The following is a 22310-nucleotide window of genomic DNA, read 5'->3' as shown; positions in this document are numbered from 1 at the left end:
CTATAATTGCTAAATAAATATCAATATCATTATGAATCAAGAAGTTATTAAAAATCGCTACGAGTTTGTACTCCTTTTCGATGTAGTAGACGGCAATCCTAATGGAGACCCAGACGGAGCTAATGCCCCCAGATCCGATTCAGAGACAGGGCACGGCCTCGTGACAGATGTCTGCATTAAGAGAAAGATACGTAACTACATAGAGCTCTTAACACAGGAGCGACCTGAACTGAAGGAGACCCACCAATTATTCATCCGACAAGGATCTTTGCTAAACGAAACCCTCAAAGAGAACGCCAAATTAGTAGAAAGTCAACCAGAGGGAAAGAAACTCAAAGGAGAAGAGAAAGAACAAGCTAACAGAGAGGCTATGTGTAAACACTACTACGATGTTCGCACATTTGGTGCAGTAATGTCTACAGGAGAGAACTCGGCCAAAGCAGGTCAAGTACGTGGAGCTGTACAGCTTACCTTCTCCAGAAGCATTGACCCTATATACGAAGAAGAGCACAGCATTACCCGTATGGCTAAGACGGATAAAAAAGATGCCGAAAAAAAGGAAAATGAAAATGATACCAACAAGGAAAATGAAAATGCACAAGGACCTAACCAAGCTATGGGTACAAAGCACACCATCTCTTATGCTCTTTATCGTTGTCATGGATTCATAACCCCCTACTGCGCAGAAACTACTGGGTTTAGCGAAGGCGATTTGGAGTTGCTATGGGAAGCTATCGAAAATATGTTTGAGATAGACCGCTCTGCCTCACGAGGCCTTATGTCTGCTCGCAAACTTATCATCTTCAAGCACGAGAGCAAACTGGGCAATGCTCCTGCTCATCGTCTCTTTGACCTTATACAAATTAAGAGAAAGAAAACCGATGGAGTAGCTCGCTCATTTGATGATTACGAGATTTTAATAGACAAAAGTGCTTGCCCCAATAATGTCGAATTAATCGAAAAGTTCTAAAAACATATAGTTTATGTACACCGAAGACGAGTTGCTAATGCTCTCTGGGGTACAACACTTCAAGTTTTGCCCCAGACAATGGTTTCTCATACACGTAGAGCAGGTTTGGAGTGAAAATGAATTCACTACCTTAGGAAGTTTGCTACACAAAAAAGTGGATAAACCAGAGCTTAACGAGCGTAGAGGCAATACAATTATTCTTCGCTCAGTACCTCTCGTCTCGTACAATTTAGGAGTATATGGTTTGTCAGATGCAGTGGAGCTACGCCCTGCATCTGACACTCGTAGCCTTGCATTCACTCACCCAAAGTATCCAGGTTTGTGGGAAGCTACCCCTATTGAATACAAGCGTGGTCGCCCCAAGAAACACAATGCAGACAAATTACAGCTCTGTGCACAAGCTATTTGCTTAGAAGAGTTGTATGGTATTGACATCCCCCAAGGCTACCTATACTATGGAGAGTCAAGGCACCGAGAGGAAGTCGTTTTATCTCCAGAATTGAGAAAGGAACTATTCGACATCTGCGAAGACATGCATGAGGCCTTCCGTCGTAAGACCTATATACCTGCTGTATATTCAAAGAAATGCAATAGTTGTTCTCTGGTAGAGGTCTGTCTTCCCCGAGTCAATCAGTTTGAATCGGCTTCCGATTACCTATCAAGAAAAAAACTATTTGACGTATGAAAAAGCTTCTCAATACCTTATATATTCTCTCTCCCGATGGTTATCTCTGTAAAGACGGTGAAAACCTCGTGATACGCATCAATGATGTAGAGGCCTTACGCATACCCATACACAACCTTGAGAGCATTCTCTCTTTCTCTCGTACAGGGGCGTCGCCTGGAGCTATGTACCTCTGTGTACAGAACGGCATCAAGCTATCTTTTCTCTCCCCCACGGGCAGGTATATCGGTAGTCTTGAAGGTGGTATAAAAGGAAATGTATTGCTTCGCCGCACACAATATCGCATAGCGGATGACGAGCTGACCTCGACACATATCGCAGCTATATTCATTGCTGGAAAAATTGCTAACCAAAGAGCTGTCCTCTCCAGACTTCTGAGAGATCATCCTCTAACAAATACGACCACAGAGGCTATTAGGGAAGTTATATTGCAACTGAAGTACGAACAAAAGAGAATAGGAAGCCTAAGAGATCGGCAGAGCATCTTAGGGGTAGAAGGAAATGCTGCAAAACTATACTTCTCGGTTTTCGAACATCTGATTCTAAATCCAGAATTTCCTTTCACAGGCAGACACAAGCGACCTCCAAAAGATATGGTTAATGCTCTTCTATCTTTCTTTTATACAATTCTCTCCCTTGATGTACGATCTGCCCTCGAAAGCGTTGGTTTAGACCCCTTTGTTGGCTTTTTACATGTAGATAGACCTGGACGTCCCAGTCTTGGCCTTGATCTTATGGAAGAACTTCGGGCATACCTCGTAGATCGCTTCGTGCTTTCGCTAATTAATAAAAAGCAAATTAGCCCAAAAGACTTTCTGTCTCAGGGAGAAAACGGTATAATTCTCAAGGAAGATGCTCGTAAGAAACTACTAACTCTCTGGCAAAGGCGTAAAAAAGAAGAGATAACTCACCCCTTTTTGAAAGAAAAAATGCCATTAGGGCTATTACCTTATATACAGGCCTTGCTTTTATCCAGATACCTTAGAGGAGATATCAATGACTACCCTATATTCCTTATACAATAGCGACCTATGTATATCCTTATCACATACGATGTGGCAACCTCCAGTTCTTTCGGAGAGAAAAGACTTCGGCAAGTAGCCCGAATCTGCCAAAACTACGGACAACGAGTACAGAACTCCGTATTTGAGTGCCTCGTAGATCCTGCACAGTTTGTGTTACTCAAGCATCAACTTCTCTCTACTATGGACGATAGTGTAGATAGCTTAAGGATTTACCGTCTGGGAAAAAACTATCAAGCCCACATAGAAAGTTATGGCAAACCAACATCATTTGAAATTGAGGGGGAATTAATCATTTAAATCCCTCATATAACTTCTGCGAACCCAAAGTACACAGAAAAAAGCCGCGGTGTCGCAGTCATTATAAATCAACACATTATAGTTGATATGACAAGAAAAACAAGCATACGTTCTTTGACATATTTAATGATTCGCATTTTAACCTCTCTAACTCGGCTAAATTGTGTACATTTGTGGGTGTACTGTCGCAACCCGCTCGGGTTGCGTGAATTGAAACTTCGGTCTCTTGAATATGCGCTAATCGCTCTGAGTCGCAACCCGCTCGGGTTGCGTGAATTGAAACTCACTCGTACAAGTGTAATCCGCAACAACAAGATGTCGCAACCCGCTCGGGTTGCGTGAATTGAAACCAGTGCTTTCGCTCAAAGACTTTCTTCCCGTTACAGTCGCAACCCGCTCGGGTTGCGTGAATTGAAACCTGTACTTTCGTATTAGCTCGTCTGTTAGGTCTATGTCGCAACCCGCTCGGGTTGCGTGAATTGAAACTGGAAAGAAACATTTGAGAGGAGCAGTTAGCCTATACAACCGTCCTTGTGAGTCTTGACCAGAGCCGATTTAGAAGAGCTAAAACACTTTAACTCTCCTAGGTTTGGCTTTTATTTTTTTGATAGAATATAAAAAGAAAAAGGTGCTATCAGTGAGCTTCCAACCAATTAGCTCCCGTGCCGATTTCTACCTCCAACGGCACCCGTAATCCCTCTATCGCATGTGCCATTTCGTAACGCACCAAATCGGTAAGAGCTTCTATTTCGGAGCGATGCGCGTCGAAGTTCAATTCATCGTGCACTTGGAGTATCATACGACTTTTCATTTGCTTCTCTCTGAGGGCTCGATCGATACGTACCATCGCTATTTTTATCAAGTCGGCAGCTGTCCCCTGTATCGGTGCATTAACCGCATTGCGCTCTGCAAATGAGCGTACCGTAGCGGTGCGACTATTGATATCGGGCAAGTAACGGCGACGCCCCATTATCGTCTCGGCATATCCCTTACGACGTGCCTCCTCGATACAACGATCTATAAAAGCCTTTATAGAGGGGTACGAGGCAAAATAGCTATCAATCAAACTCTGTGCCTCTTTCGGGGGAATATGCAGTCTCTGGCTTAATCCGAAAGCAGAAATACCATAGATAATACCGAAGTTAGCGGTCTTAGCAAACGAACGCTGTATAGGTGTTACCTCCTCGAGGGGTATCTTATAGATGCGGGCAGCCGTGGTACGGTGAATATCTTCCCCTCGACAGAAAGCGTCGATAAGGTGCTCATCTTCACTTAGATGTGCCAAAAGGCGAAGTTCTATCTGTGAATAATCGGCACTTAAGAAGAGATATTCGTCGCTATCGGGTACCAAAGCGGAGCGTATCTCCTGCCCCACAGCCGAGCGAATCGGTATGTTTTGCAAGTTCGGATTACTACTTGATAGACGACCCGTTGCAGCCACCGTCTGATTGAATGAAGTGTGTAGTTTGCCATCGGAGTAGAGGAGTGTGGGCAAAGCCTCGATATAGGTGTTCATAAGTTTCTTTACCCCTCGGTAATCCAATATATGCTGTACCACGGGGTGCTCTGTGGCATACTGCAAAAGAATCTCTTCGCCCGTAGCATACCCTCCGCCTTTCGTCTTGCGGGGGCGGCTACTTATCTTCATCTTCTCAAAAAGAATCTCCCCCACCTGCTTGGGACTGCTTATGTTGAAGGATTGCCCCGCCTCGCGGTATATCGTCTCTTCGAGCTTTTGCATCTCCTCTTCCAAGCCTTTAGCTACCTCAGAAAGACGTCCAGTATCTAAGCGTACGCCTCGCTCTTCCATACGTTGGAGTACTTGCAGAAGGGGCATTTCCACCTCTTCAAAGAGCCTATACATCCCCCCCTTTATGAGCTCTTCCCGTAAAATAGGGTAGAGGCGGAGTGCTACGTCGGCATCTTCCGAAGCATAATCTGCAAGCAACTCCAGAGAAACATCCTTACGAAGATCAAATTTCTTCTGTGACGAGAGCTCCTCGTAGTGGATAGGAGTATAGGTAAGGTACTGTTCGGCAAGCGAATCCAAGTTATGCGGACGCTCGGGAGCAATCAGATAATGCGCCAAAAGAGTATCGAAAAGTGAAACAACCTCCCCTATGCCGTAACGACTAAGTACCTTAAGGTCAAATTTTGCATTCTGTGCAATCTTGAGGATAGTATCCTCCTTCATGAGCTTGATAAGGGGACTAAGCCACTCGGTAACGGTAGCTGCATCCTCGGGAAGTGGGAGGAAATAAGCCTCTCCCTCTGCAGGAGCAAACGATGCTCCCACTATGGAACAAGTCAGTGCATCTAAGCCATCGGTCTCTGTGTCGAAAGCAAAGTGCGGAACGCTTGCAAGGCGTTGCCAAAGAGCTGTACGCTCTTCGTCGGTAGTTACAATCGTATAGCGGTGGGGAATATCTGCCAGACGTTTTTTATTCGTACCCTCATCTCCCATTCCAAGGTCAAAGAGGTCTATATCTTCACTCTTAACCTCCTCTTGTTCCTTTTCGGTGGCAGTTCTCTTCTGTGACGTTATATCAAAAAGAGTAGCCTCTCCGTTGCCTTGGTTATGCGCCAAGACGTCTATACGCTTAGCCAATGAACGAAACTCATACTCTTCAAAAAGCTTTTGCACTCGTTCTACATGCGCTTGCTTCCGAACGAGCGAATCAATAGCAAAATCAAAAGGAATGTCGGTACAAATCGTAGCCAAATAGCGAGAGAGTAGAGTCTCCTCTTTGTGCTCTTCCAACTTCTTACGTGTACCTGCTTTCAGTGCCTCCAAGTTGTTGTATATCTCCTCAATCGATCCATACGAACGGAGCAATTCGGAGGCCGTTTTGGGTCCTATCCCCTTACAACCAGGTATATTGTCGGCAGTATCGCCTACCAATCCTAAGTAGTCTATTACCTGATGAGCATTGTTTAGCTCAAATTTCTCACACACTTCGCGCGGTCCCCACAGTTCATATCCATGAGTGGATGGTCGGTATATACGGCATTGATCCGTAACCAACTGTGCATAATCCTTGTCGGGCGTAACCATGTATACATCGTATCCCTCCTTTTCTGCTCGATGTGCAAGAGCTCCGATTACATCGTCCGCCTCGTAACGTGGTACCTCAAGGGTTGGAATGGCCATTGCTTCGAGCAGTTTCTTTATCTCTGGAACCGCCCAAATAATACCCTCTGGCGTCTCGTCTCTCTGTGCTTTGTAATCGGGATACTCCTCATGTCGGAACGAACCTCCCGAGGGATCGAAAACAACCGCCAAGTGATCGGGGTTTTCTTTCTCTATAATATCGAGCAAACTCAGCGTAAAACCAAAAAGAGCACTCGTATTGATGCCTTTTGAGTTGATACGGGGCGAGCGGATAAAAGCATAGTAAGAGCGGAATATAAGTGCGTAAGCATCGAGGAGAAAAAGACGTTGAGCAGACATACGTTATAGTTTATTTACAGACCGATTAAAAGGAGTAGAAGTTGTAAGCCGAGCCCCAAATCACAAGCAGTATAATCATGAGCAAAATTAACAGTATTTGGAACGGCTTTTTTCGTTGGATAACTCCCGAGAGAAGCATAGCAGTAGGTAAAATCATCAGGAGTAAAAATCCCTCCAGATGCTGTACGAACAGCACTCCCCCCAGTAGTAAAAATAGGGTACGCATGAGGGTAGCGGTGAGTTGCAGTACTTTGACTTTCTTTTTGGAAAGGTGCATCATAGCCCCTCCTATAGCCCAAAGATAAAGCAATACAAGTACTCCCCCACCCATAAGCAGAGAGATACCGCAAGAAACAGTACTGTATCCTATGATTTCGAGCCTCATCATGGCTTGGAGCGACAGTAGCAAATCCTCTGACCACCCTGTCATTACGGCAATAAGAGCCAAAAGGATAAGAGGAGCAATATAACCAAAGAAAAAAGCCAACAGATTGCGCCATGAGAAAGCCTGTAAGTCTATGATGTTAAAGATCATGATAGGCAATAAAAGAATAGAAGGAGGCCAAACAATCGTTGCCAGTGAGAGCGCAATGGCACAGTTGGTTATCTCAAAAGGGGCACTCTTCTCTCGATAAGAGGCATAGAGCGTATGGTGTGCCATACCCCAGAAAGGAAGAGCGGAAAAAGCAGGATTAGAGCCCAAAGAGCAGGGGAAAAGAAAGAGTAAAAGGAGAGAAAGGAGTGTACTCTTACTTCGCTCACTCTCATCGTTGAGTACATATACATTGGAAGTAACACGGACAACAATCACTCCCATTATAAAGAGGAAAAAGCTCGCTATGGGCGCAAAAGAGGGCGGGAGAAAGCGATGAAGGTCTAAGAAATAACTTTCTTCTCCATCGGGCAGCGGGTAAGCAGAGCGAACAAAAAGCAAAAAAGCCAAAAACAACAAAACAATCCAGAGAAGAGAGTAGTCGTAGGGGCGTTTCTTAGAGAATATCGAATGCCTTTTCACGATATAAAACGATAGAAAAGAAAGGGGAAAAAAAGAATACCCCTATCCATTTCTGCAACTATCTTTCGGCTTAGAGATGGATAGGGATAAAGGTTATAGCAATTAGTTGTCGTTCAAAAGATCTTTGCCTATATCGTGGCGGTAGTTTTTACCCTCGAAAAGTACCTGTTGTGCTACGGTGTAACTTCTATTGAGAGCCTCTTCGAGATGCTCTCCGTAGGAACTTACAGCGAGTACTCTACCGCCCGAAGTAACCAACTTACCATCCATAAAAGTAGTTCCTGCATGGAACAACTGCGTATTGAAAGTAGGCTCGGGAAGGGTCATCTCGTACCCTTTTATGTAACTGCCTGGGTAACCTCTCGAAACAAGCATAATAGAAGCAGCTGCTCTCGGGTCTTCCTCGAGCACATAATTCCCCAAAGAATCCTCGGCAACAGCCTTAAGAAGGAGCAAAAAGTCACTCACTATACGGAGCATGACTACCTCTGTTTCGGGGTCTCCCATGCGACAATTGTACTCTATGACGTAAGGATTGCCCTCTACATTCATAAGCCCCAAGAAGATGAAACCCTTGTAGAAGATACCTTCCTTCTGCAATCCCTTGAGAGTAGGCTCTATGATACGCTGAGCCACTTTCTGCATAAACTCTTCGTTGGCAAAGGGAACTGGGCTCACAGAACCCATTCCTCCCGTATTGGGTCCTGTATCTCCGTCTCCTACTCTCTTGTAGTCCTTGGCCACGGGAAGTATTTTGTAATCCTTACCGTCGGTAGCAACAAAGACAGAGCACTCGATACCTTGCAAAAACTCCTCTATCACGATACGCTGCCCCTTACTGCCCCAAGTACCCTCTGCCAAGTCTGAAAAAGCGTTAGCTGCCTCTTCCAAAGAGGGTACGATGAGTACACCCTTACCAGCTGCCAAACCGTCTGCCTTGAGCACATAGGGGGGTTGTAGTGTTTCGAGGAAAGCAAGAGCCTCTCTCTTCTGGTCTGCCCCAAAAGATTGATAGCGTGCCGTAGGGATTTTATAGCGAGTCATGAAGGCTTTGCTAAAGTCTTTACTACCCTCAAGGCGTGCTCCTGCGGCATTGGGGCCTACCACAAGCAAGAAAGGAAATAACTCCTTTCGTTCCTCGAAATAGTCGGCAATACCCTCTACCAAGGGATCTTCGGGACCTACCAACAAGAGGTCTATACCATGCTGAGCTATGAAATGCGCTACAGCATCGAAATCTTTTATATTCAAATCGGGTACATTGGTTCCATACTCCTCTGTACCTCCATTGCCTGGAGCTATGAATAAGTGCTCGAGATGTGGGCTGCAAGCTACCTTCCAAGCCATTGCACTCTCTCTTCCTCCAGAGCCTAATAGTAAGACGTTAAGACGTCCTGAAGTGCGTTTTTCTTCCATAATTTCGGTAAACTTTAATTCCTCATTGTTTTGGAATGGGTTCTCGATAGAAAGTGTAATAGGGCATTTTACAGAAAATCTTCGAAATAACGAGCAATCGTCGTATTGAGATGTACTCTATCTGGCCCTGTTACGTTGTGTTCGTGCGTAGGATAATACATACAATCGGGGTAGGTACGTGCCTTGATAGCCTGCTCAACAAAGGCTTGGGCATGCTGCCAAACGACTACAGGGTCTACCGCTCCGTGAATAAGGAGCAATCGGCCTTTGAGGTCTTTAGCACGTAAAGTCAAGTTATTCGCCTTATATCCCTCGGGATTTTCGTTGGGAGTGTCGTTATAGCGTTCGCCGTACATGATTTCATAGCGGCTCCAATCCATTACAGGGCCTCCTGCTACGCCTACTTTGAATACATCAGGATGGGTAAGCATAAGGTTCGTTGTCATAAATCCGCCGAAGCTCCATCCGTAAACACCTATGCGATCACGATCGACCCAATTATGGCTCAAGAGAAAATCGACCCCTTGCATCTGATCTTCCATCTCGACGGTACCGACCTGACGGTGTATAACCTGTTCAAAGTCTCTCCCACGGTTTGCAGAGCCACGATTATCTAAAGTAAAGACGATGTAGCCTTTCTGTGCCATGTAAATATCCCATCCTCTGGCACCTCCCATCCAAGAGTTGGTCACGAGCTGCGCGTGAGGACCTCCATAGACATATACGATAACGGGGTATTTCTTGTTGGCATCGAAGTCTAAAGGTTTGATAAGTCGATAGTAAAGCTCGGTAGAACCATCCTTACTGGTTATGGAGCCCAACTCTATCTTGGGCATACGATACTCCTTTGTAGGGTCGGGAGCTGTAAGAATGCTGTGTACAACCTTGCCCGAAGTACTACGTAGTACAATGTTACGAGGTACGGTAGTAGAAGAATAGGTATCGATAAACGAAGTAAACGACGCATTGAACTGCGTGTGATGTACACCCTTATCAGGGGTCAAGTCTGTAAGTTTAGAGCCATCTAATCGTACGCTGTAAAGGCGTGTCTCCAGTGGACTTGCCTTTGTTGCTTCAAAGAAAAGAGTCTTCCCCTCTTTGTCAAAACCTTTGAAAGCGAGCACTTCCCAAGCTCCCGAAGTTACCTGGCGGAGCTTTCCGTTTGTTATATTACCGCAATAGATATGATTAAATCCATCGGCACGAGAGAGCCAAATGAACTCTTTATCGCTACCAGGGAGGAAAACCATCGGATGAGAAGGCTCGATATACTTGCTATCCTCCTCGGTAAAGATATTTTTGATGCGGTTACCAGTCGCAACATCGTATTGATTTACATCGGAGCGTGTTTGTGCTCGGTTTATTTCTGCCATAAAGATAGATTTGGCGTCGGGTGCCCAAGCTATATTGGTAAGGTAGTGCTCGGGGTCGCCTCCTGTCTTCATATAAGTAATCTTACGGGTAGCAAGGTCATATATTCCGAGAGTAACATGATGGCTGGGATCGCCCGCCATGGGATAACGAAGTGGAGCAATCTGTGCTTTCTTCTCCATAATTGTAACGATAGGGTAGGGAGCTACCATAGATTGATCCATGCGGTAGAAAGCGAGTTTACTACCGTCAGGGCTCCAAAAAACACCCTTTTCTATACCAAACTCTCGTTGGTGCACTGCCTCTCCATAAAGAATTGTATCGCTCTCATTGCAGGCAACAAGCTCAAAGGAAGGACGATGAGTAGTACTGGAATTGAGAGCTGAAGTAATGAGTAACTCTCCTTTGGAGGAGCGAAGCAGTGCATGGGTTGCATCGGGACTTAACTCCAGTAGAGTATAAGGCTCAACTCCCTCGGCAGGCAAGAAGTTGAAGCTGCGCACCAAACTTTTGCTTTTTACATCTACAATATAGTATCCCGTAGGTGAGGAGAGCCCTATCCAGTTATCATATCCCTTAATAGGACGAAACATAGGGAAAAAAGTACTCTTCTCAAAAACCTCTTCATGGGGTATAATCCTACGTATTTCCTTTAACGTAAGGAGCTCTTTAGTTCCCTTTTTGCCCTCTATTAAAAGGATACTTTCACCCTCTACGTAGATAGCTCTATCGCCTATCCACTGCAGACGATTTTTATATTGAGGGTAAAATCTATCCAAAAAGGTACGTCCACCCATAGTAACATCCTCTAAGGTATAGAGTCCAGGGCTCCTTTGCGCCATTGCTTCGGGTTGGAGTTGTACGGCACCAAAAAGGAAAGGTATCGCAAGCAAGGCTTGTAGGAAAATTTTCTTCATAGGATCAATCAGATTGAAATATATTGTACTGTTTAATTATCACTTTCATCAAATACTTGGATAGCTCTACCCTTACGGCGTCGTTCATCCTGTGCAAATCGAGTGCGAGGCATAGCCTCCGATGCTTTTCTCTCGCCTATACGCGCCCGACGGCGCGGAGTTGGGGCTTTTTCTTCGGTAGCCTTTTCTGCCTCTTTTGGGTAGTAAGATCGCTTTTTATCGCTCTTTTCAAAGTTTCCTTTCGGTCTCTCTGAGTCGGAAAAACTACTCTTTTCTCGAGCTCCCCGCAACTCTTTTTTTGCCGAATAGGGTTCCTTCTCTCTCGAACCCTCTCTCTTAAAATCTTCTCGCTTACCTGCAAAGAGGTCGTAGCTTCTTAATTCGCACTCAATATCTCCATTGAAAAGTATCTCTTTGGTAGAGTGACGCAGAGCAATAGCACTATAAAAAGATTTACGAGGGGCTATGACCCAGACCTTAGAACCTGTGTACTTATGCTTTAATTGGGTACCGATCATGCCATAAAGACGCTCCATATCGAAACGATTGAGACGCTCCCCATAGGGCGGATTGATAACAACTAAAGAGAGATTTTTTGGACCCTCTCGCTCTTCCATACCAATCCTTTCGAGAGTAATATCGGCACCTAAACCCGTATGTTTGATATTGCTTTGCGCAACAGCAATGGCATCCGAAGCTATATCGCTACCATATATGTGGTGTTGAAAAGGGGTCTCTTGTGAAATATCTTCCCGTATAGAACGCCAGAGAATAGGGTCAAAATCTTTCCACTCCTCAAAAGCAAAACTTTTTCTCCATGTAGCAGGTGCTATATTGCGTGCTATCATAGCTGCCTCTATCAAAAAGGTACCCGACCCACACATCGGATCAATGAGATCACACTCCCCTTTCCAACCTGCTTTAAGCAGTATACCAGCAGCGAGTACTTCATTGATGGGGGCAGGTGTTTGACGTACCTTATAACCTCTTTTATGGAGGCTCTCGCCCGAACTATCTATAGAAAGCGTAACATTACGCCCAGAGATGTGTATGTTGAAACGTACCTGAGGAGCCGTAGTAGATACCGAAGGACGCAATCCCTCGGGATGGTATTGCTTAAAGAAGTCGGCAATCGCATCTTTTACACGGTAACTTACATAACGACTATTGGTAAAGAAATCGGAATATACCACAGGGTCTACCAAAAAAGTTTGGTCTACACGGAGGTAACGCATCCAGTTGAAATGAGACAATTCCTCATAGAGTTGCTCTATATTCGTACACTGAAACTCGTAAATGGGCTTTAAGATACGGAGTGCTGTACGAAGGTAAAAATTAGCTCTATATAGAAGTTCCTTATTGCCTTCAAAGCTCACCATACGTCGACCCACTACTACTTCCCGCGCACCTAATTGACGTAATTCTTGAGCCAACACCTCTTCCAAGCCCGCCAAAGTCTTTGCAACCAAAGAGAAGCGTTCGTCGGTAGATTTTTCCGCTATAACAGTAGCCTCTGACAAGATATTTTTTTCCACTTCCATACTCTAAGCATCTATACCACAAAGATAGTTAAATATCCTTATCTCCCTTTATACTAAAGAAAATAGGGCTTTTCGCGCCCTCTTTGCTTTGTATCGTTACACCTATACCTCTCTACAATGGAGTGCGGTATTTGAATCTGTAGATAAGTGTTGATAAACGGACGATAACTCTGTTGTAAACAAGTTGAAAAGAAAAGCTAACTTATTCTTGATATTCCTTTTCTTTTTCGCAAGCAGCCCAGTTATGTACAATGCAAGAAAAGTTAGCCTAAGTTATTCTCCCAATAATCTACTACTTATAGACACAGATAGTAAAGCTAACGAAAGGGAGTATTCAATAAAACCGAGGCTATCCACAAGGTTTATCTGTTTATAACCTCATTAAATCCTTATTTATCAGAGAATTAAACTGTCAATAAGATATTGATAAACGGACGATAAGTAGTAGATTACTACACTTTTTATGTAGAGAGAACTTACCCCTCTATCTATACTCTTTATATCCTTTCTACACTATCAACATATCAACAGTCCCTACTACTACTACGAAAGAGATATAAAGAATATTCCTTATATACTTACATAGAAACAGAGGTGTTTGGGGTGAATTGTTGATAAAGTAATAACCTGCTTTTTCATAGCTCCTGTGCAAACTTTAGTTTCCACCTATACAAACTCGAGTTTGCATAGGTCCTAACTTGAGTTTAGACCTATGGAAACTTTGGGAAAGATTATAGGGAACTTTTATATCTTCTCGAGAGGGTAGTAAAAGGGTATAGAGAGAAATACGATAGATATATACCCCAGCTCTCAATAGGTCTTGCTCTCTCTTCTTTTACTACTCCTGTTAATAACCCCTTTAGAGGCAATACTTTTCACGTAGAAAGCACTAACTTTGTGCGCAGAGTAATAGGGGTTAGATGTATAGTAGATGCAGATTTTGTAGTGTGAAGCTCTTCTTTCTATGGATGGCTTTACTCCTTTTTGCTGTTTCGTGTAAAACGCGGACTACTTCGTTACATACCTCTACAGAGCCAAGTTATGAAACTGTTGTAGATACCCTTGTTACCGACAGAGCAGGCGATACGCTCTCTTTGGACAAGAGAGAGGAGCAGCCTACGAGCGTTACCGATAGTGTACAGATGACATCTATAAAGTCGGGGGAGGAAAAGAGGAGAGAAATTATAGTTTCCGATTCTGTACCGCCCTCAGATACACCCGATGTTATCCAACAAGACAGCATTACCCAGACATCGAACGAACTTATAGAAGAGAAAGTAGCTCCCGAAGCCATAGCATCTACTACCGAAGAAGTAGAAGTGGTAGAGGATAGTCTACAGACTGCTACCGAAGAACCTATCGTGTTGGAGGATATTGTAAATTTCTCGGCACAGGACTCTGTGGTACTATTAGGACAGAACAAGGTTTACTTTTTTGGTCCCTCTAAAGTTAGTTACCAAAGAATGAATTTGGAATCTAACTTCATGTACATCAATACGGATAGCTCGCAGGTTTACGCTCAATATACGTTGGATGAGGAGGGGCATCCTATGGCCTACCCCACTTTTTCAGAGGGAGATCAGAAGTTTGAGAGTAAGACCATGCTCTATAACTTCCGTACAGAAAAGGGGTATATAACGGGAGCTTTGACACAACAGGGCGAGGGATTCCTTACCAGTGAAGAGTCTATGCGTATGCCCGATAATACCATGTTTGTCAAAGGAGGGCGTTATACGACTTGCGATAACCATGACGATCCGCACTTTTATATTCGCCTTACACGAGCCAAAGTGGTACCCGAGAAGAATATAGTAACGGGACCCGCTTATATGGTTATGGGGGGAGTACCGCTCTATCTCATAGGACTACCCTTTGGGTTCTTTCCTTTCAATGAAAAACGTACGTCGGGTATTATTCTTCCCTCCTATGGAGATGAATTAGACCGCGGGTTCTACTTCAGAGGAGGAGGTTTCTACTACGCTATTAACGACTATGTAGACCTCAAAGTGGTGGGAGATATTTATACGTTGGGGTCATGGGGAGTTTCTGCTTCTTCTAACTATGTGCGTCGTTACAAGTATAGCGGTAATGTGAATGTAAGCTTTGTTTCTACCGTTAGAGGAGATAAGAAGATACCAGGAGATTATAGCAACTCAAAAGATTTCAGCATCAATTGGTCGCATACACAGGACCGCAAAGTCGATCCATTGCGTACTTTCTCGGCAAGTGTCAACTTCTCTACGAGTAGTTACAACCACAACTCTATCAATACGATGTATAATCCCGACGTGAGAGCTCAGAATACTAAGGGTTCGAGTATAAGTTATTCGCGTCGTTTCAATAGCATACCGCTCAATATCACCGCTGCTATGAATATAGACCAGCGTTCGAGCGACTCTACGCTGTCGGTATCTCTGCCCAACCTCTCGGTATCGTTAAGTACCATATATCCGTTCAAACGTAAGAAAAGAGTAGGCAAAGAGCGTTGGTATGAGAAGATTTCGCTCAGTTATAGTGGCTCTTTCCGTAACAACATAGTAACCAAAGAGGACAAGATATTGCAATCGAATCTTATAAGGGATTGGAATAACGGTATGCAACATAGGATACCAGTATCGGCTTCGTTTGACCTTTTTGATTATATCAAAGTAACCCCTTCGTTCAACTACAATGCACGTTGGTACACCAGAAAGATAGGGCGCAGGTGGGACGATGCAACAGGGCGTGTGATAGATGCCGACACAACATTTGGTTTCTACCATATACACGATTATAGTGCTTCACTCTCTACCTCTACTACACTATATGGTTTCTTTAAGCCATGGAAGATATTCGGCGATAAAGTACAGATGATACGCCACCGTGTTACACCCTCGGTCTCTTTTAGCTACACACCCGATTTCGGGGATCCCTCGCTCGGATACTATAAAAAGCTCCACTATAAAGACAAAAACGGAGTAGATAGAGAGGAGATTTATTCGCCTTTCAGACGCAATATGTTTGGGGTACCAGGTAGAGACAAATCTGGGTATATCAACTTTAACTTTGCCAACAACCTCGAAATGAAGTTGAGGGACAACAGAGATACTGTGGGCGAAGGATTCAAAAAGATTAGCCTTATCGACCAGTTCGATTGGAATATCGGGTACAATATGATGGCCGATTCATTCAAATGGACCAATATCAATGCTACTTTGGCACTTCGTCTATCGGAGAAATTTGTACTTCGTCTTAATGGTACGTTCGATACCTATCTCTACGATTATTCTATAGACGAATCGGGTAGGGTTATACCAAGAAGAGTAGATAAACTTCGTATTTTCAATGGAAAAGGGTTTGGTCGCCTCATTGGTACGGGTACAGGTTTCAGTTACACATTTAATAATCAAACGGGAAAGAAGATAGCAGCCTTCATTGATAAACTACTCAATAAGAATAAAGAGGAGGAGGTTACTTCAGATATGTCCAATAAAACCGATACTCCCGATTCTAATCAACCTGCATTACCCTCTAAGGAAGCTGTCGACAAGAGTAGTAGAAGCTTTGGTCGGCGAGGAAGCAGTTCGCCTTTTGGAGACCAAGAAGTAGATGATGATGGCTATCTGGTATGGAACTTTCCTTGGAACTTTTCATTCAATTACAGTATGAATCTTGGTTACGATCATGCTAACTTTGACATTCATAAAAAGGAGTATCGCTATAAATTAACCCATAACTTGAGCTTTAGAGGTGATATAAAACCGACAAAAAACTGGGCGTTTATGTTCGATGCCAACTATAATTTCGATCTCAAAAAGGTTACCAATATGACCATATCTGTAACCCGAGATCTCCATTGCTGGCAATTAACTGCAAGTATTATACCGATAGGTTATTACAAATCATACAGCGTAACTATAGGTGTAAAATCGAGTTTGTTGAAGGATTTGAAGTACCAACAGACGAGTATCTATACAGGTGGCGCAAGAAATACATGGTATTAACGATAAAAAGAGAAGAAGCGTATGAATTATTACAACTATGATAATAGAAACTTCTATGAGCGTTTGAAACAGTTTTTACCTCCTGTAACGCTCAACCTTATCATAATAAATGCTTTAGTGTGGTTTGCACAATTCGTCTTCGGACGCTTGGGTTTTAATCTTGCCAATATGTTTGGGCTTCATTACTTCGAGGCAGAACAGTTTCGCCTGTGGCAGTTTGTTACCTATGCTTTCCTGCATGATGAGTCTTCCATAGCGCACCTTTTCTTCAATATGTTCTCTCTCTTCATGTTCGGAGGTGCCATAGAACGCCTCTGGGGTAGGAGCCGATTTCTCACTTTCTATATCGTTTGTGCCCTTACGGCAGCTCTTACACAGCAGATATTCTGGTACACAGAGCTTCATGATATAGTAGCATCGGGGGCAACCATCGTTACTTTTTCAGAGGGAGGCCAGATGCTTGCTACCTCTTTCCTCAATAGAGTGCTTACGATAGGTGCTTCGGGTTCGGTTTTTGGGTTATTGCTTGCTTTCGGTATGCTTTTCCCAAACGCTTCTATCTATATGATGTTTATACCGATACCGATCAAGGCAAAGTATTTTGTCGCTATTTACGGATTGGTAGAACTCTTCCTCGGTATCTCGGGTACAAATGATGGTATTGCGCATTTTGCTCACTTGGGAGGAATGATAGGGGGTATTGTTCTGATTCTTCTCTGGCGTAAAAAAGGATATATAGATAGACCCTATGTTTAGAAAAAGGCTACTTATAGGCAGGTGGCGTACTACCACGGCTGTACAAAAGCTGGTGGTAATATCCCTTTTGCTCTCTATGCTGTATTGGTTGGTTTCGGGGCTTTTTGCTTTGGCAGGGTGGGGTAGCCGCTACTTTCTCGATCCTTACCTCTCTTTGAGCGGTAGTTTACAGGTGGTACTGCTAAGGCCGTGGACGCTTATCACCTATATGTGGTTTCATAATAGTGTAGGGCATCTTTTGGTCAATATGATACTGCTCTACTTTTTTGGTAGAGAGTTTGCTCGTTTTTTCAGTTACCGACAGACGATAGGACTATATGTACTTTCGGGGATAATAGGAGGTCTTTTTTATCCTCTTACTTTTGAATTGATGGAGCTGATAGGTATTTATAAATTGCACCTGCCACTCTATGGAGCCTCTGCCTCTCTCTTAAGTTTGATAAGTGCCATAGGTATGTATGCACCTCGTCAGCGCAGGCCTTTCTTTATAGTAAGCTCTATCAGTTACAAAAACCTATCTATCATAATCGTATGTATAATACTCCTCCTCAATGGTGAGGAGAATTTGGGCGGTACGATAGCGCATTTGGGCGGCATACTCACGGGGATGCTCTTTGGGGGATTGCTGCGAACTAAGGGGGTGGATATAACCCAGGGGATAGGAAAGGCGATAGATTGGCTCGTTAACCTCTTTTCAAAACCTCTTTTCGTCTCTGGAAAGAGATCTTCGGTTCGTAAAAAAAGAGATAAGGCATCTGCTCCAAAAGAGACTTCAAACGATAAAAAGGGAGTTACCATGGAGGCTGTTTTGGAAAAGGTTAAACGCTCGGGTTACTCAGCACTAACCCAAGAGGAGCGCAACGTACTTTTTCAAAAAACAGAGGAAGAACGCTAAACAGAGTACTTGTATGGATAAAAATCCGATGAGTGTATTGCGTAGAGGAAATAGCCGTAAAGGAAAGAAAAGAGCACCCGTATGGAACTTCTTCTATACCCTGTTTCATTCGATATCGTGGATGCTCAATCTCTTCATTTCGGCACTTTATCTCCTTGCTTTGCTCTCGATGTTTTTATCGCCCGAACAGCTCTTTTTCCCTGCTTTTCTGGGTATGGGATTTCCCTTTCTACTCTTGGGTATTTGCTTTTTCTTACTTTACAGGCTTATAAAACGTCAGTGGAAGGGATTCTTCTTCAATCTTTTTTTTCTAATCGTTACATGGGGAGGCATTACAACCTATATGCCCCTACACTGCAAAGAGAGCGAAGTACCGCAAGAAGCTATAAAGGTACTCTCTCTAAACTGTCATGGTTTTGGCTTCATAAAGCATACAGAGCAAGAGCCTAACCCTACGTTGCGCTACCTGAAAGAGTCTAAGGCAGATATTATTTGCCTGCAAGAGGCGTACACTTCGGGTAAGAAGTCGCCTTATGTTTCCATGCGACATATTGCCAAATATCTCCCCGAGTACCCTTATGTTATACTGCGCTTTGCACAGAAAGATAGGGGTACAAGCCTTATGTTGCTCTCAAAGTTTCCTGTAAAAGATACACGACTTTTGCCTCTCGACTCACGTTTCAACGGTGGAGTAGTTTACACGCTCGATGTAAAAGGAAAAGAGGTACAGTTGTATAACCTGCATTTGGAGTCTTTCTACCTTACGAACAAAGATGCCAACGAATATATGACCCTTGCCAAAGAGGGAGACCCTATCAGACTGAAAGATAGAGTTAAGGCCAAGTTTACACCCGCTTTTAAGAGGAGAGCAGCCCAAGCCGATGCCATAGCAATCGATTGTGCACAGAGTAAAACACCCTACGTAATTGTCTGTGGCGACTTTAACGATACACCCATCTCCTATGCCCGCTCTCGCATAGCCTCTGAACTGGTAGATGCTTACACCCACACTGGCTGCGGTTGGGGTATCTCTTTCCGATTCAAACGCTTTGGGGTACGGATAGATCACATACTACACTCGGAACAAATAGAATCCTACAACTGCCATATAGATCAGCAAGCAAGCATATCGGATCATAAACCAATCAGCTGTTTTATGGTGTTGAAAGATTAAGAAAAAAAGCACCCAAACAGACCTTTTACCATGGGACAACACATTAGAGGTATAGCCATGGCTTCCTCTGCTTCTATATCTTTCGGTTTTATACCCCTCTTTACCCTGCCTCTTATGGCCATGGGTATACTTACCCCCTCTATACTCGCGTATAGATTTCTTCTGGCGGCTTTCTTTTTAATGCTTATTCTTTGGAGCAAAAAGATAGATTTCAAGATTACACGCTACGAAGCTTTTTTACTCATCTCTCTCGGGCTTATCTACATTTGCTCGGCTATGGGCTTGCAGTTGGGTTACCTTTATATGCCTACGGGTATTGCTACGGTTATCCATTTCACCTATCCTATCTATGTTATCCTATTGCTCTTTGTCTTCTATGGTCAGCGACCGACATTGCTTGTGATGATAGCCATAATACTCGCTTTTGTGGGCGTTATCTTCATCACGGGTATAGGGAGCGGTGCAGAGCCCATACCTTTCGGCGGATTTCTTATCGTAGCTATTACGGGATTGGCCTATGCTTCCTACATGGTGATAGTGAATAAGAGCGTATTACAGCACATGAACAACATCAAGCTCTCCTTTTATGCCTTGCTTTTCTGTGGTATAGGTTTCCTCATTATCGCCTATTTCTGGGGAGGAATACAGCTAATACCCGATGCAAAAGGTTGGGGATGGATGCTACTTTTGGCTATCCTATCCACCGTTGTGGCAAACATAATGCTCGTAGAGGCTGTAAAGCTCTGTGGCTCTACCCTTAGTTCGGTCTTGGGTGCTCTCGAACCCCTCACTGCCGTAGTAATAGGGATATTGGTTTTCGACGAGCCTCTAACGCCTATGCACCTTTTGGGTATAGGGCTTATTATATGCTCTGTGCTTATCATATCGCTCTCAGGCAAGATAGCCTATGCTTGGGAAGTTTGGCGCAAACGCAAGCGACTCTGATCTCCTTATTGAGGGCAGATACAACGCTTTGAATAGGGTAGAGTGGGGGCGAGAGCGAACGGTCTCGTTGTAAAGGTGGCTATCTCTTCTTGTTGCTACGGCGTATAATCCTTCGTCCTACTATATCGGACAGGATACATCCTACTGTGATTGCCACGGCAGTGTGCCACGCATACACTTTCCAGAAGGTAGGGATTAGGAGGAGCAGCAGTAGCAAAAGAGATGCTATGGTATAGGAGATGATGCCTTTCATAGTGGTTGTTGAAAAGTTGTCGTATCTACGTACTACGGGTTGCACTTTACCATTATCGAGAGAAGTGACTCGGGTGGGATTCAAACCCACGACCTTCAGAACCGGAATCTGACGCTCTATTCAGCTAAGCTACCGAGCCTAATGAGAGTTTCCCATGCTTTCTAAGAGGGAAATACTCTACAAAAGTATAATTTTTTACCCGTGTAACGCTCTGTTGATTATAACAGTTCGAAGAATACTACTTATACTGCCTCTCTTTTACCTCAATTTCTTTGTTGGCTGTCCCAATCCATATCGCTAAAAATGTTTTGACTTCCTCTTCAAGCAGAGAATCGTAGAGGGAAATGAAACGATGGTATAGGGGTATCTATTCGCCCCCTACGGCTAAAAGTTATAAGCATTGCAGGAAAAACTCTTGACCTACAAGGGTAAACCTTATAAGCATTATACTTAAAGTTTATACGCAAATTGCGTATATATATTTGTAGATTGAATATATATATATTTAAGTTGCGTATATGTATATTAAGATTGCAATGCGATTTTTTGCTTGCGAACTATCTTACTGAGGAGTAGAGTGTTATCTTTGGGAGATAGATGAATAGGTAACGATTTAGAAATGAGCGGAGTGCTTTGAGGCACATTGTTTTGAATAACCAAAGAACGCTCACTATTATCACTTGCAAAGGTACAGATTTGCGAGCGAAAGTGAGCATTCTTTCGTGATTTTCTTTTTTGAGGTGCGACCAGTCGTATCATCTCCTTTTTACTCTTCGGCTGTGAGTTTTGCGTCTTGTGAGATTGATGAAAGGCGAACATTCTGTTTCCTACATCCTTCGTCCTCGTTTCTTTCTCTTGTTGGCTTCGTGGCGCAGTCTCCGCTGGAAGGCGGTCTCGGCATAATCTTCTCCGTGGACTTGGAAGTCCAACAGACCGCCAACACCCGATGCAATCCCTTCGGCAACAACATCCACTACGCTCTCAACAAGGCTTGGTTCAGGACTTGGTGTTGGCTGTCGCTTTTCTTCTTGTAAAGGGCTTTTCGTCTGATAAATTGGAACAGAAGAGTGATAGGGAGCAGCATAGGACAGCCCGAATTGTTTCAGCAGCGAGTTATATCCAAACTCTCGTCCTATTTCCGAAGCCTTGAAAGTCTGCCCCTCAAAATGAAACTTCAGTCCATAGATGCTACCTTTCTTGTTCGTCATCTGTTCCACGATTACACCTTGTCGTCTCAAATCATATCGAAAGGATGCGTAGCCATTCAGTCCGCCATTCGCATACTTTCCCAACAGTCCATAAGCCATTGTGCGCAGTTTCTCCCTGCTCGCCTCCCGTGTCTGATTGGCTCTCGGCTTTTGATAGCGTTTTTCTGCCCGTATCTCATTGGCAATCGTCAGACCGTGTTTGCGACTCAGCTCTTCTGCCACTCGTGCTGCCTTGTTACTTACAAAGGTCGTATCATAAACCGCCCCGTTCATACTCATCCGATTGGCAATGATATGAATGTGCAGATTGTCGGTATCCTTATGCGTAACGGCTACCACCTGATGCTCCTGCAATTTCATCGCTTGGATAAATTCACAGGCTATCCCTTGGAGCTTCTTCCAATTCAT

Annotated in this window: 17 protein-coding genes, 1 tRNA gene and 1 CRISPR repeat array; of the genes, 9 read left to right on the top strand and 9 right to left on the bottom strand. The window is 43.9% G+C overall.

What is annotated here, in order from left to right; genetic code table 11:
• Positions 1-31: 31 nt before the first annotated feature.
• The 4 genes from cas7c to cas2 are packed head-to-tail and all read left to right on the top strand — an operon-like array spanning position 32 to position 2977.
• Complete coding sequence (gene cas7c / locus B5D06_RS06110; protein WP_078737128.1) at positions 32-970, top strand: type I-C CRISPR-associated protein Cas7/Csd2; 939 nt, start codon at positions 32-34, stop codon at positions 968-970.
• Between the two features lie 13 nt (positions 971-983).
• Entirely contained in the window at positions 984-1655 is a 672-nt protein-coding gene (gene cas4, locus B5D06_RS06105) for a CRISPR-associated protein Cas4 (RefSeq protein ID WP_078737127.1), read from the top strand.
• Positions 1652-2680, top strand: coding sequence for a type I-C CRISPR-associated endonuclease Cas1c (cas1c, locus tag B5D06_RS06100; protein WP_078737126.1), 1029 nt, complete (start codon positions 1652-1654; stop codon positions 2678-2680). Before cas4 ends, cas1c begins: the two co-directional genes overlap by 4 nt.
• A gap of 6 nt (positions 2681-2686) precedes the next feature.
• Positions 2687-2977, top strand: a complete 291-nt coding sequence (cas2, locus tag B5D06_RS06095) for a CRISPR-associated endonuclease Cas2 (protein WP_078737125.1) — start codon at positions 2687-2689, stop codon at positions 2975-2977.
• Between the two features lie 184 nt (positions 2978-3161).
• Positions 3162-3463: direct repeats of the CRISPR family, unit length 33 nt; unit sequence GTCGCAACCCGCTCGGGTTGCGTGAATTGAAAC.
• A gap of 148 nt (positions 3464-3611) precedes the next feature.
• Here cas2 and polA read toward each other — a convergent pair.
• From polA to B5D06_RS06070, 5 genes are all read right to left on the bottom strand, one after another.
• On the bottom strand, positions 3612-6428 hold the full coding sequence (polA, locus tag B5D06_RS06090) for a DNA polymerase I (protein ID WP_078737124.1): 2817 nt from the start codon (positions 6426-6428) through the stop codon (positions 3612-3614).
• A gap of 25 nt (positions 6429-6453) precedes the next feature.
• Positions 6454-7443 (bottom strand): DUF6427 family protein, encoded by a 990-nt coding sequence (locus B5D06_RS06085; protein ID WP_078737123.1) that lies wholly within the window; start codon positions 7441-7443, stop codon positions 6454-6456.
• A gap of 102 nt (positions 7444-7545) precedes the next feature.
• On the bottom strand, positions 7546-8859 hold the full coding sequence (gene purD, locus B5D06_RS06080) for a phosphoribosylamine--glycine ligase (protein ID WP_078737122.1): 1314 nt from the start codon (positions 8857-8859) through the stop codon (positions 7546-7548).
• Between the two features lie 68 nt (positions 8860-8927).
• A complete protein-coding gene (locus tag B5D06_RS06075) occupies positions 8928-11147 on the bottom strand; it encodes a S9 family peptidase (RefSeq protein ID WP_078737121.1) in 2220 nt (739 codons plus the stop codon).
• Positions 11148-11179: 32 nt separating this feature from the next.
• Entirely contained in the window at positions 11180-12688 is a 1509-nt protein-coding gene (locus B5D06_RS06070) for a THUMP domain-containing class I SAM-dependent RNA methyltransferase (RefSeq protein WP_078737120.1), read from the bottom strand.
• A gap of 920 nt (positions 12689-13608) precedes the next feature.
• On the opposite strand from B5D06_RS06070, the gene B5D06_RS06065 reads away from it, so the two are divergent.
• From B5D06_RS06065 to B5D06_RS06045, 5 genes are read left to right on the top strand one after another with little or no spacing between them, the layout of a single operon-like run.
• The gene (locus B5D06_RS06065) at positions 13609-16671 is read left to right on the top strand and encodes a putative LPS assembly protein LptD (protein WP_455566630.1); all 3063 of its coding nucleotides are present in this window, start codon (positions 13609-13611) and stop codon (positions 16669-16671) included.
• Between the two features lie 21 nt (positions 16672-16692).
• A complete protein-coding gene (locus tag B5D06_RS06060; protein WP_078737119.1) occupies positions 16693-17427 on the top strand; it encodes a rhomboid family intramembrane serine protease in 735 nt (244 codons plus the stop codon).
• On the top strand, positions 17420-18322 hold the full coding sequence (locus tag B5D06_RS06055) for a rhomboid family intramembrane serine protease (RefSeq protein WP_078737118.1): 903 nt from the start codon (positions 17420-17422) through the stop codon (positions 18320-18322). Before B5D06_RS06060 ends, B5D06_RS06055 begins: the two co-directional genes overlap by 8 nt.
• A gap of 13 nt (positions 18323-18335) precedes the next feature.
• On the top strand, positions 18336-19496 hold the full coding sequence (locus tag B5D06_RS06050) for an endonuclease/exonuclease/phosphatase family protein (RefSeq protein ID WP_078737117.1): 1161 nt from the start codon (positions 18336-18338) through the stop codon (positions 19494-19496).
• Between the two features lie 30 nt (positions 19497-19526).
• A complete protein-coding gene (locus tag B5D06_RS06045; protein WP_078737116.1) occupies positions 19527-20441 on the top strand; it encodes a DMT family transporter in 915 nt (304 codons plus the stop codon).
• A 79-nt stretch (positions 20442-20520) separates the two neighbouring features.
• Here B5D06_RS06045 and B5D06_RS08875 read toward each other — a convergent pair whose 3' ends face one another.
• From B5D06_RS08875 to B5D06_RS06030, 4 genes are all read right to left on the bottom strand, one after another.
• Complete coding sequence (locus B5D06_RS08875) at positions 20521-20778, bottom strand: hypothetical protein (protein ID WP_143742628.1); 258 nt, start codon at positions 20776-20778, stop codon at positions 20521-20523.
• Positions 20760-20833 (bottom strand) — tRNA-Arg (locus B5D06_RS06040). Before B5D06_RS06040 ends, B5D06_RS08875 begins: the two co-directional genes overlap by 19 nt.
• A 386-nt stretch (positions 20834-21219) precedes the next feature.
• On the bottom strand, positions 21220-21453 hold the full coding sequence (locus tag B5D06_RS06035) for a hypothetical protein (RefSeq protein ID WP_143742627.1): 234 nt from the start codon (positions 21451-21453) through the stop codon (positions 21220-21222).
• Positions 21454-21521: 68 nt separating this feature from the next.
• Positions 21522-22310 (bottom strand): relaxase/mobilization nuclease domain-containing protein (locus B5D06_RS06030; RefSeq protein ID WP_078737114.1); only part of this gene is annotated, 789 nt, incomplete at its 5' end.

It is taken from the genome of Porphyromonas circumdentaria (assembly GCF_900167105.1).
Classification (GTDB): Bacteria; Bacteroidota; Bacteroidia; order Bacteroidales; family Porphyromonadaceae; genus Porphyromonas; species Porphyromonas circumdentaria.
This window is presented reverse-complemented; position numbering and strand designations above follow the sequence as displayed.

What these genes read in the sequence shown, in the direction of transcription:
- cas7c (WP_078737128.1), top strand. Translation starts at nt 32, where the DNA reads ATGAATCAAGAAGTTATTAAAAATCGCTACGAGTTTGTACTCCTTTTC.
- cas4 (WP_078737127.1), top strand. Translation starts at nt 984, where the DNA reads ATGTACACCGAAGACGAGTTGCTAATGCTCTCTGGGGTACAACACTTC.
- cas1c (WP_078737126.1), top strand. Translation starts at nt 1,652, where the DNA reads ATGAAAAAGCTTCTCAATACCTTATATATTCTCTCTCCCGATGGTTAT.
- cas2 (WP_078737125.1), top strand. Translation starts at nt 2,687, where the DNA reads ATGTATATCCTTATCACATACGATGTGGCAACCTCCAGTTCTTTCGGA.
- polA (WP_078737124.1), bottom strand. Translation starts at nt 6,428, where the DNA reads ATGTCTGCTCAACGTCTTTTTCTCCTCGATGCTTACGCACTTATATTC.
- purD (WP_078737122.1), bottom strand. Translation starts at nt 8,859, where the DNA reads ATGGAAGAAAAACGCACTTCAGGACGTCTTAACGTCTTACTATTAGGC.
- B5D06_RS06075 (WP_078737121.1), bottom strand. Translation starts at nt 11,147, where the DNA reads ATGAAGAAAATTTTCCTACAAGCCTTGCTTGCGATACCTTTCCTTTTT.
- B5D06_RS06070 (WP_078737120.1), bottom strand. Translation starts at nt 12,688, where the DNA reads ATGGAAGTGGAAAAAAATATCTTGTCAGAGGCTACTGTTATAGCGGAA.
- B5D06_RS06065 (WP_455566630.1), top strand. Translation starts at nt 13,609, where the DNA reads ATGTATAGTAGATGCAGATTTTGTAGTGTGAAGCTCTTCTTTCTATGG.
- B5D06_RS06060 (WP_078737119.1), top strand. Translation starts at nt 16,693, where the DNA reads ATGAATTATTACAACTATGATAATAGAAACTTCTATGAGCGTTTGAAA.
- B5D06_RS06055 (WP_078737118.1), top strand. Translation starts at nt 17,420, where the DNA reads ATGTTTAGAAAAAGGCTACTTATAGGCAGGTGGCGTACTACCACGGCT.
- B5D06_RS06050 (WP_078737117.1), top strand. Translation starts at nt 18,336, where the DNA reads ATGGATAAAAATCCGATGAGTGTATTGCGTAGAGGAAATAGCCGTAAA.
- B5D06_RS06045 (WP_078737116.1), top strand. Translation starts at nt 19,527, where the DNA reads ATGGGACAACACATTAGAGGTATAGCCATGGCTTCCTCTGCTTCTATA.
- B5D06_RS06035 (WP_143742627.1), bottom strand. Translation starts at nt 21,453, where the DNA reads ATGATACGACTGGTCGCACCTCAAAAAAGAAAATCACGAAAGAATGCT.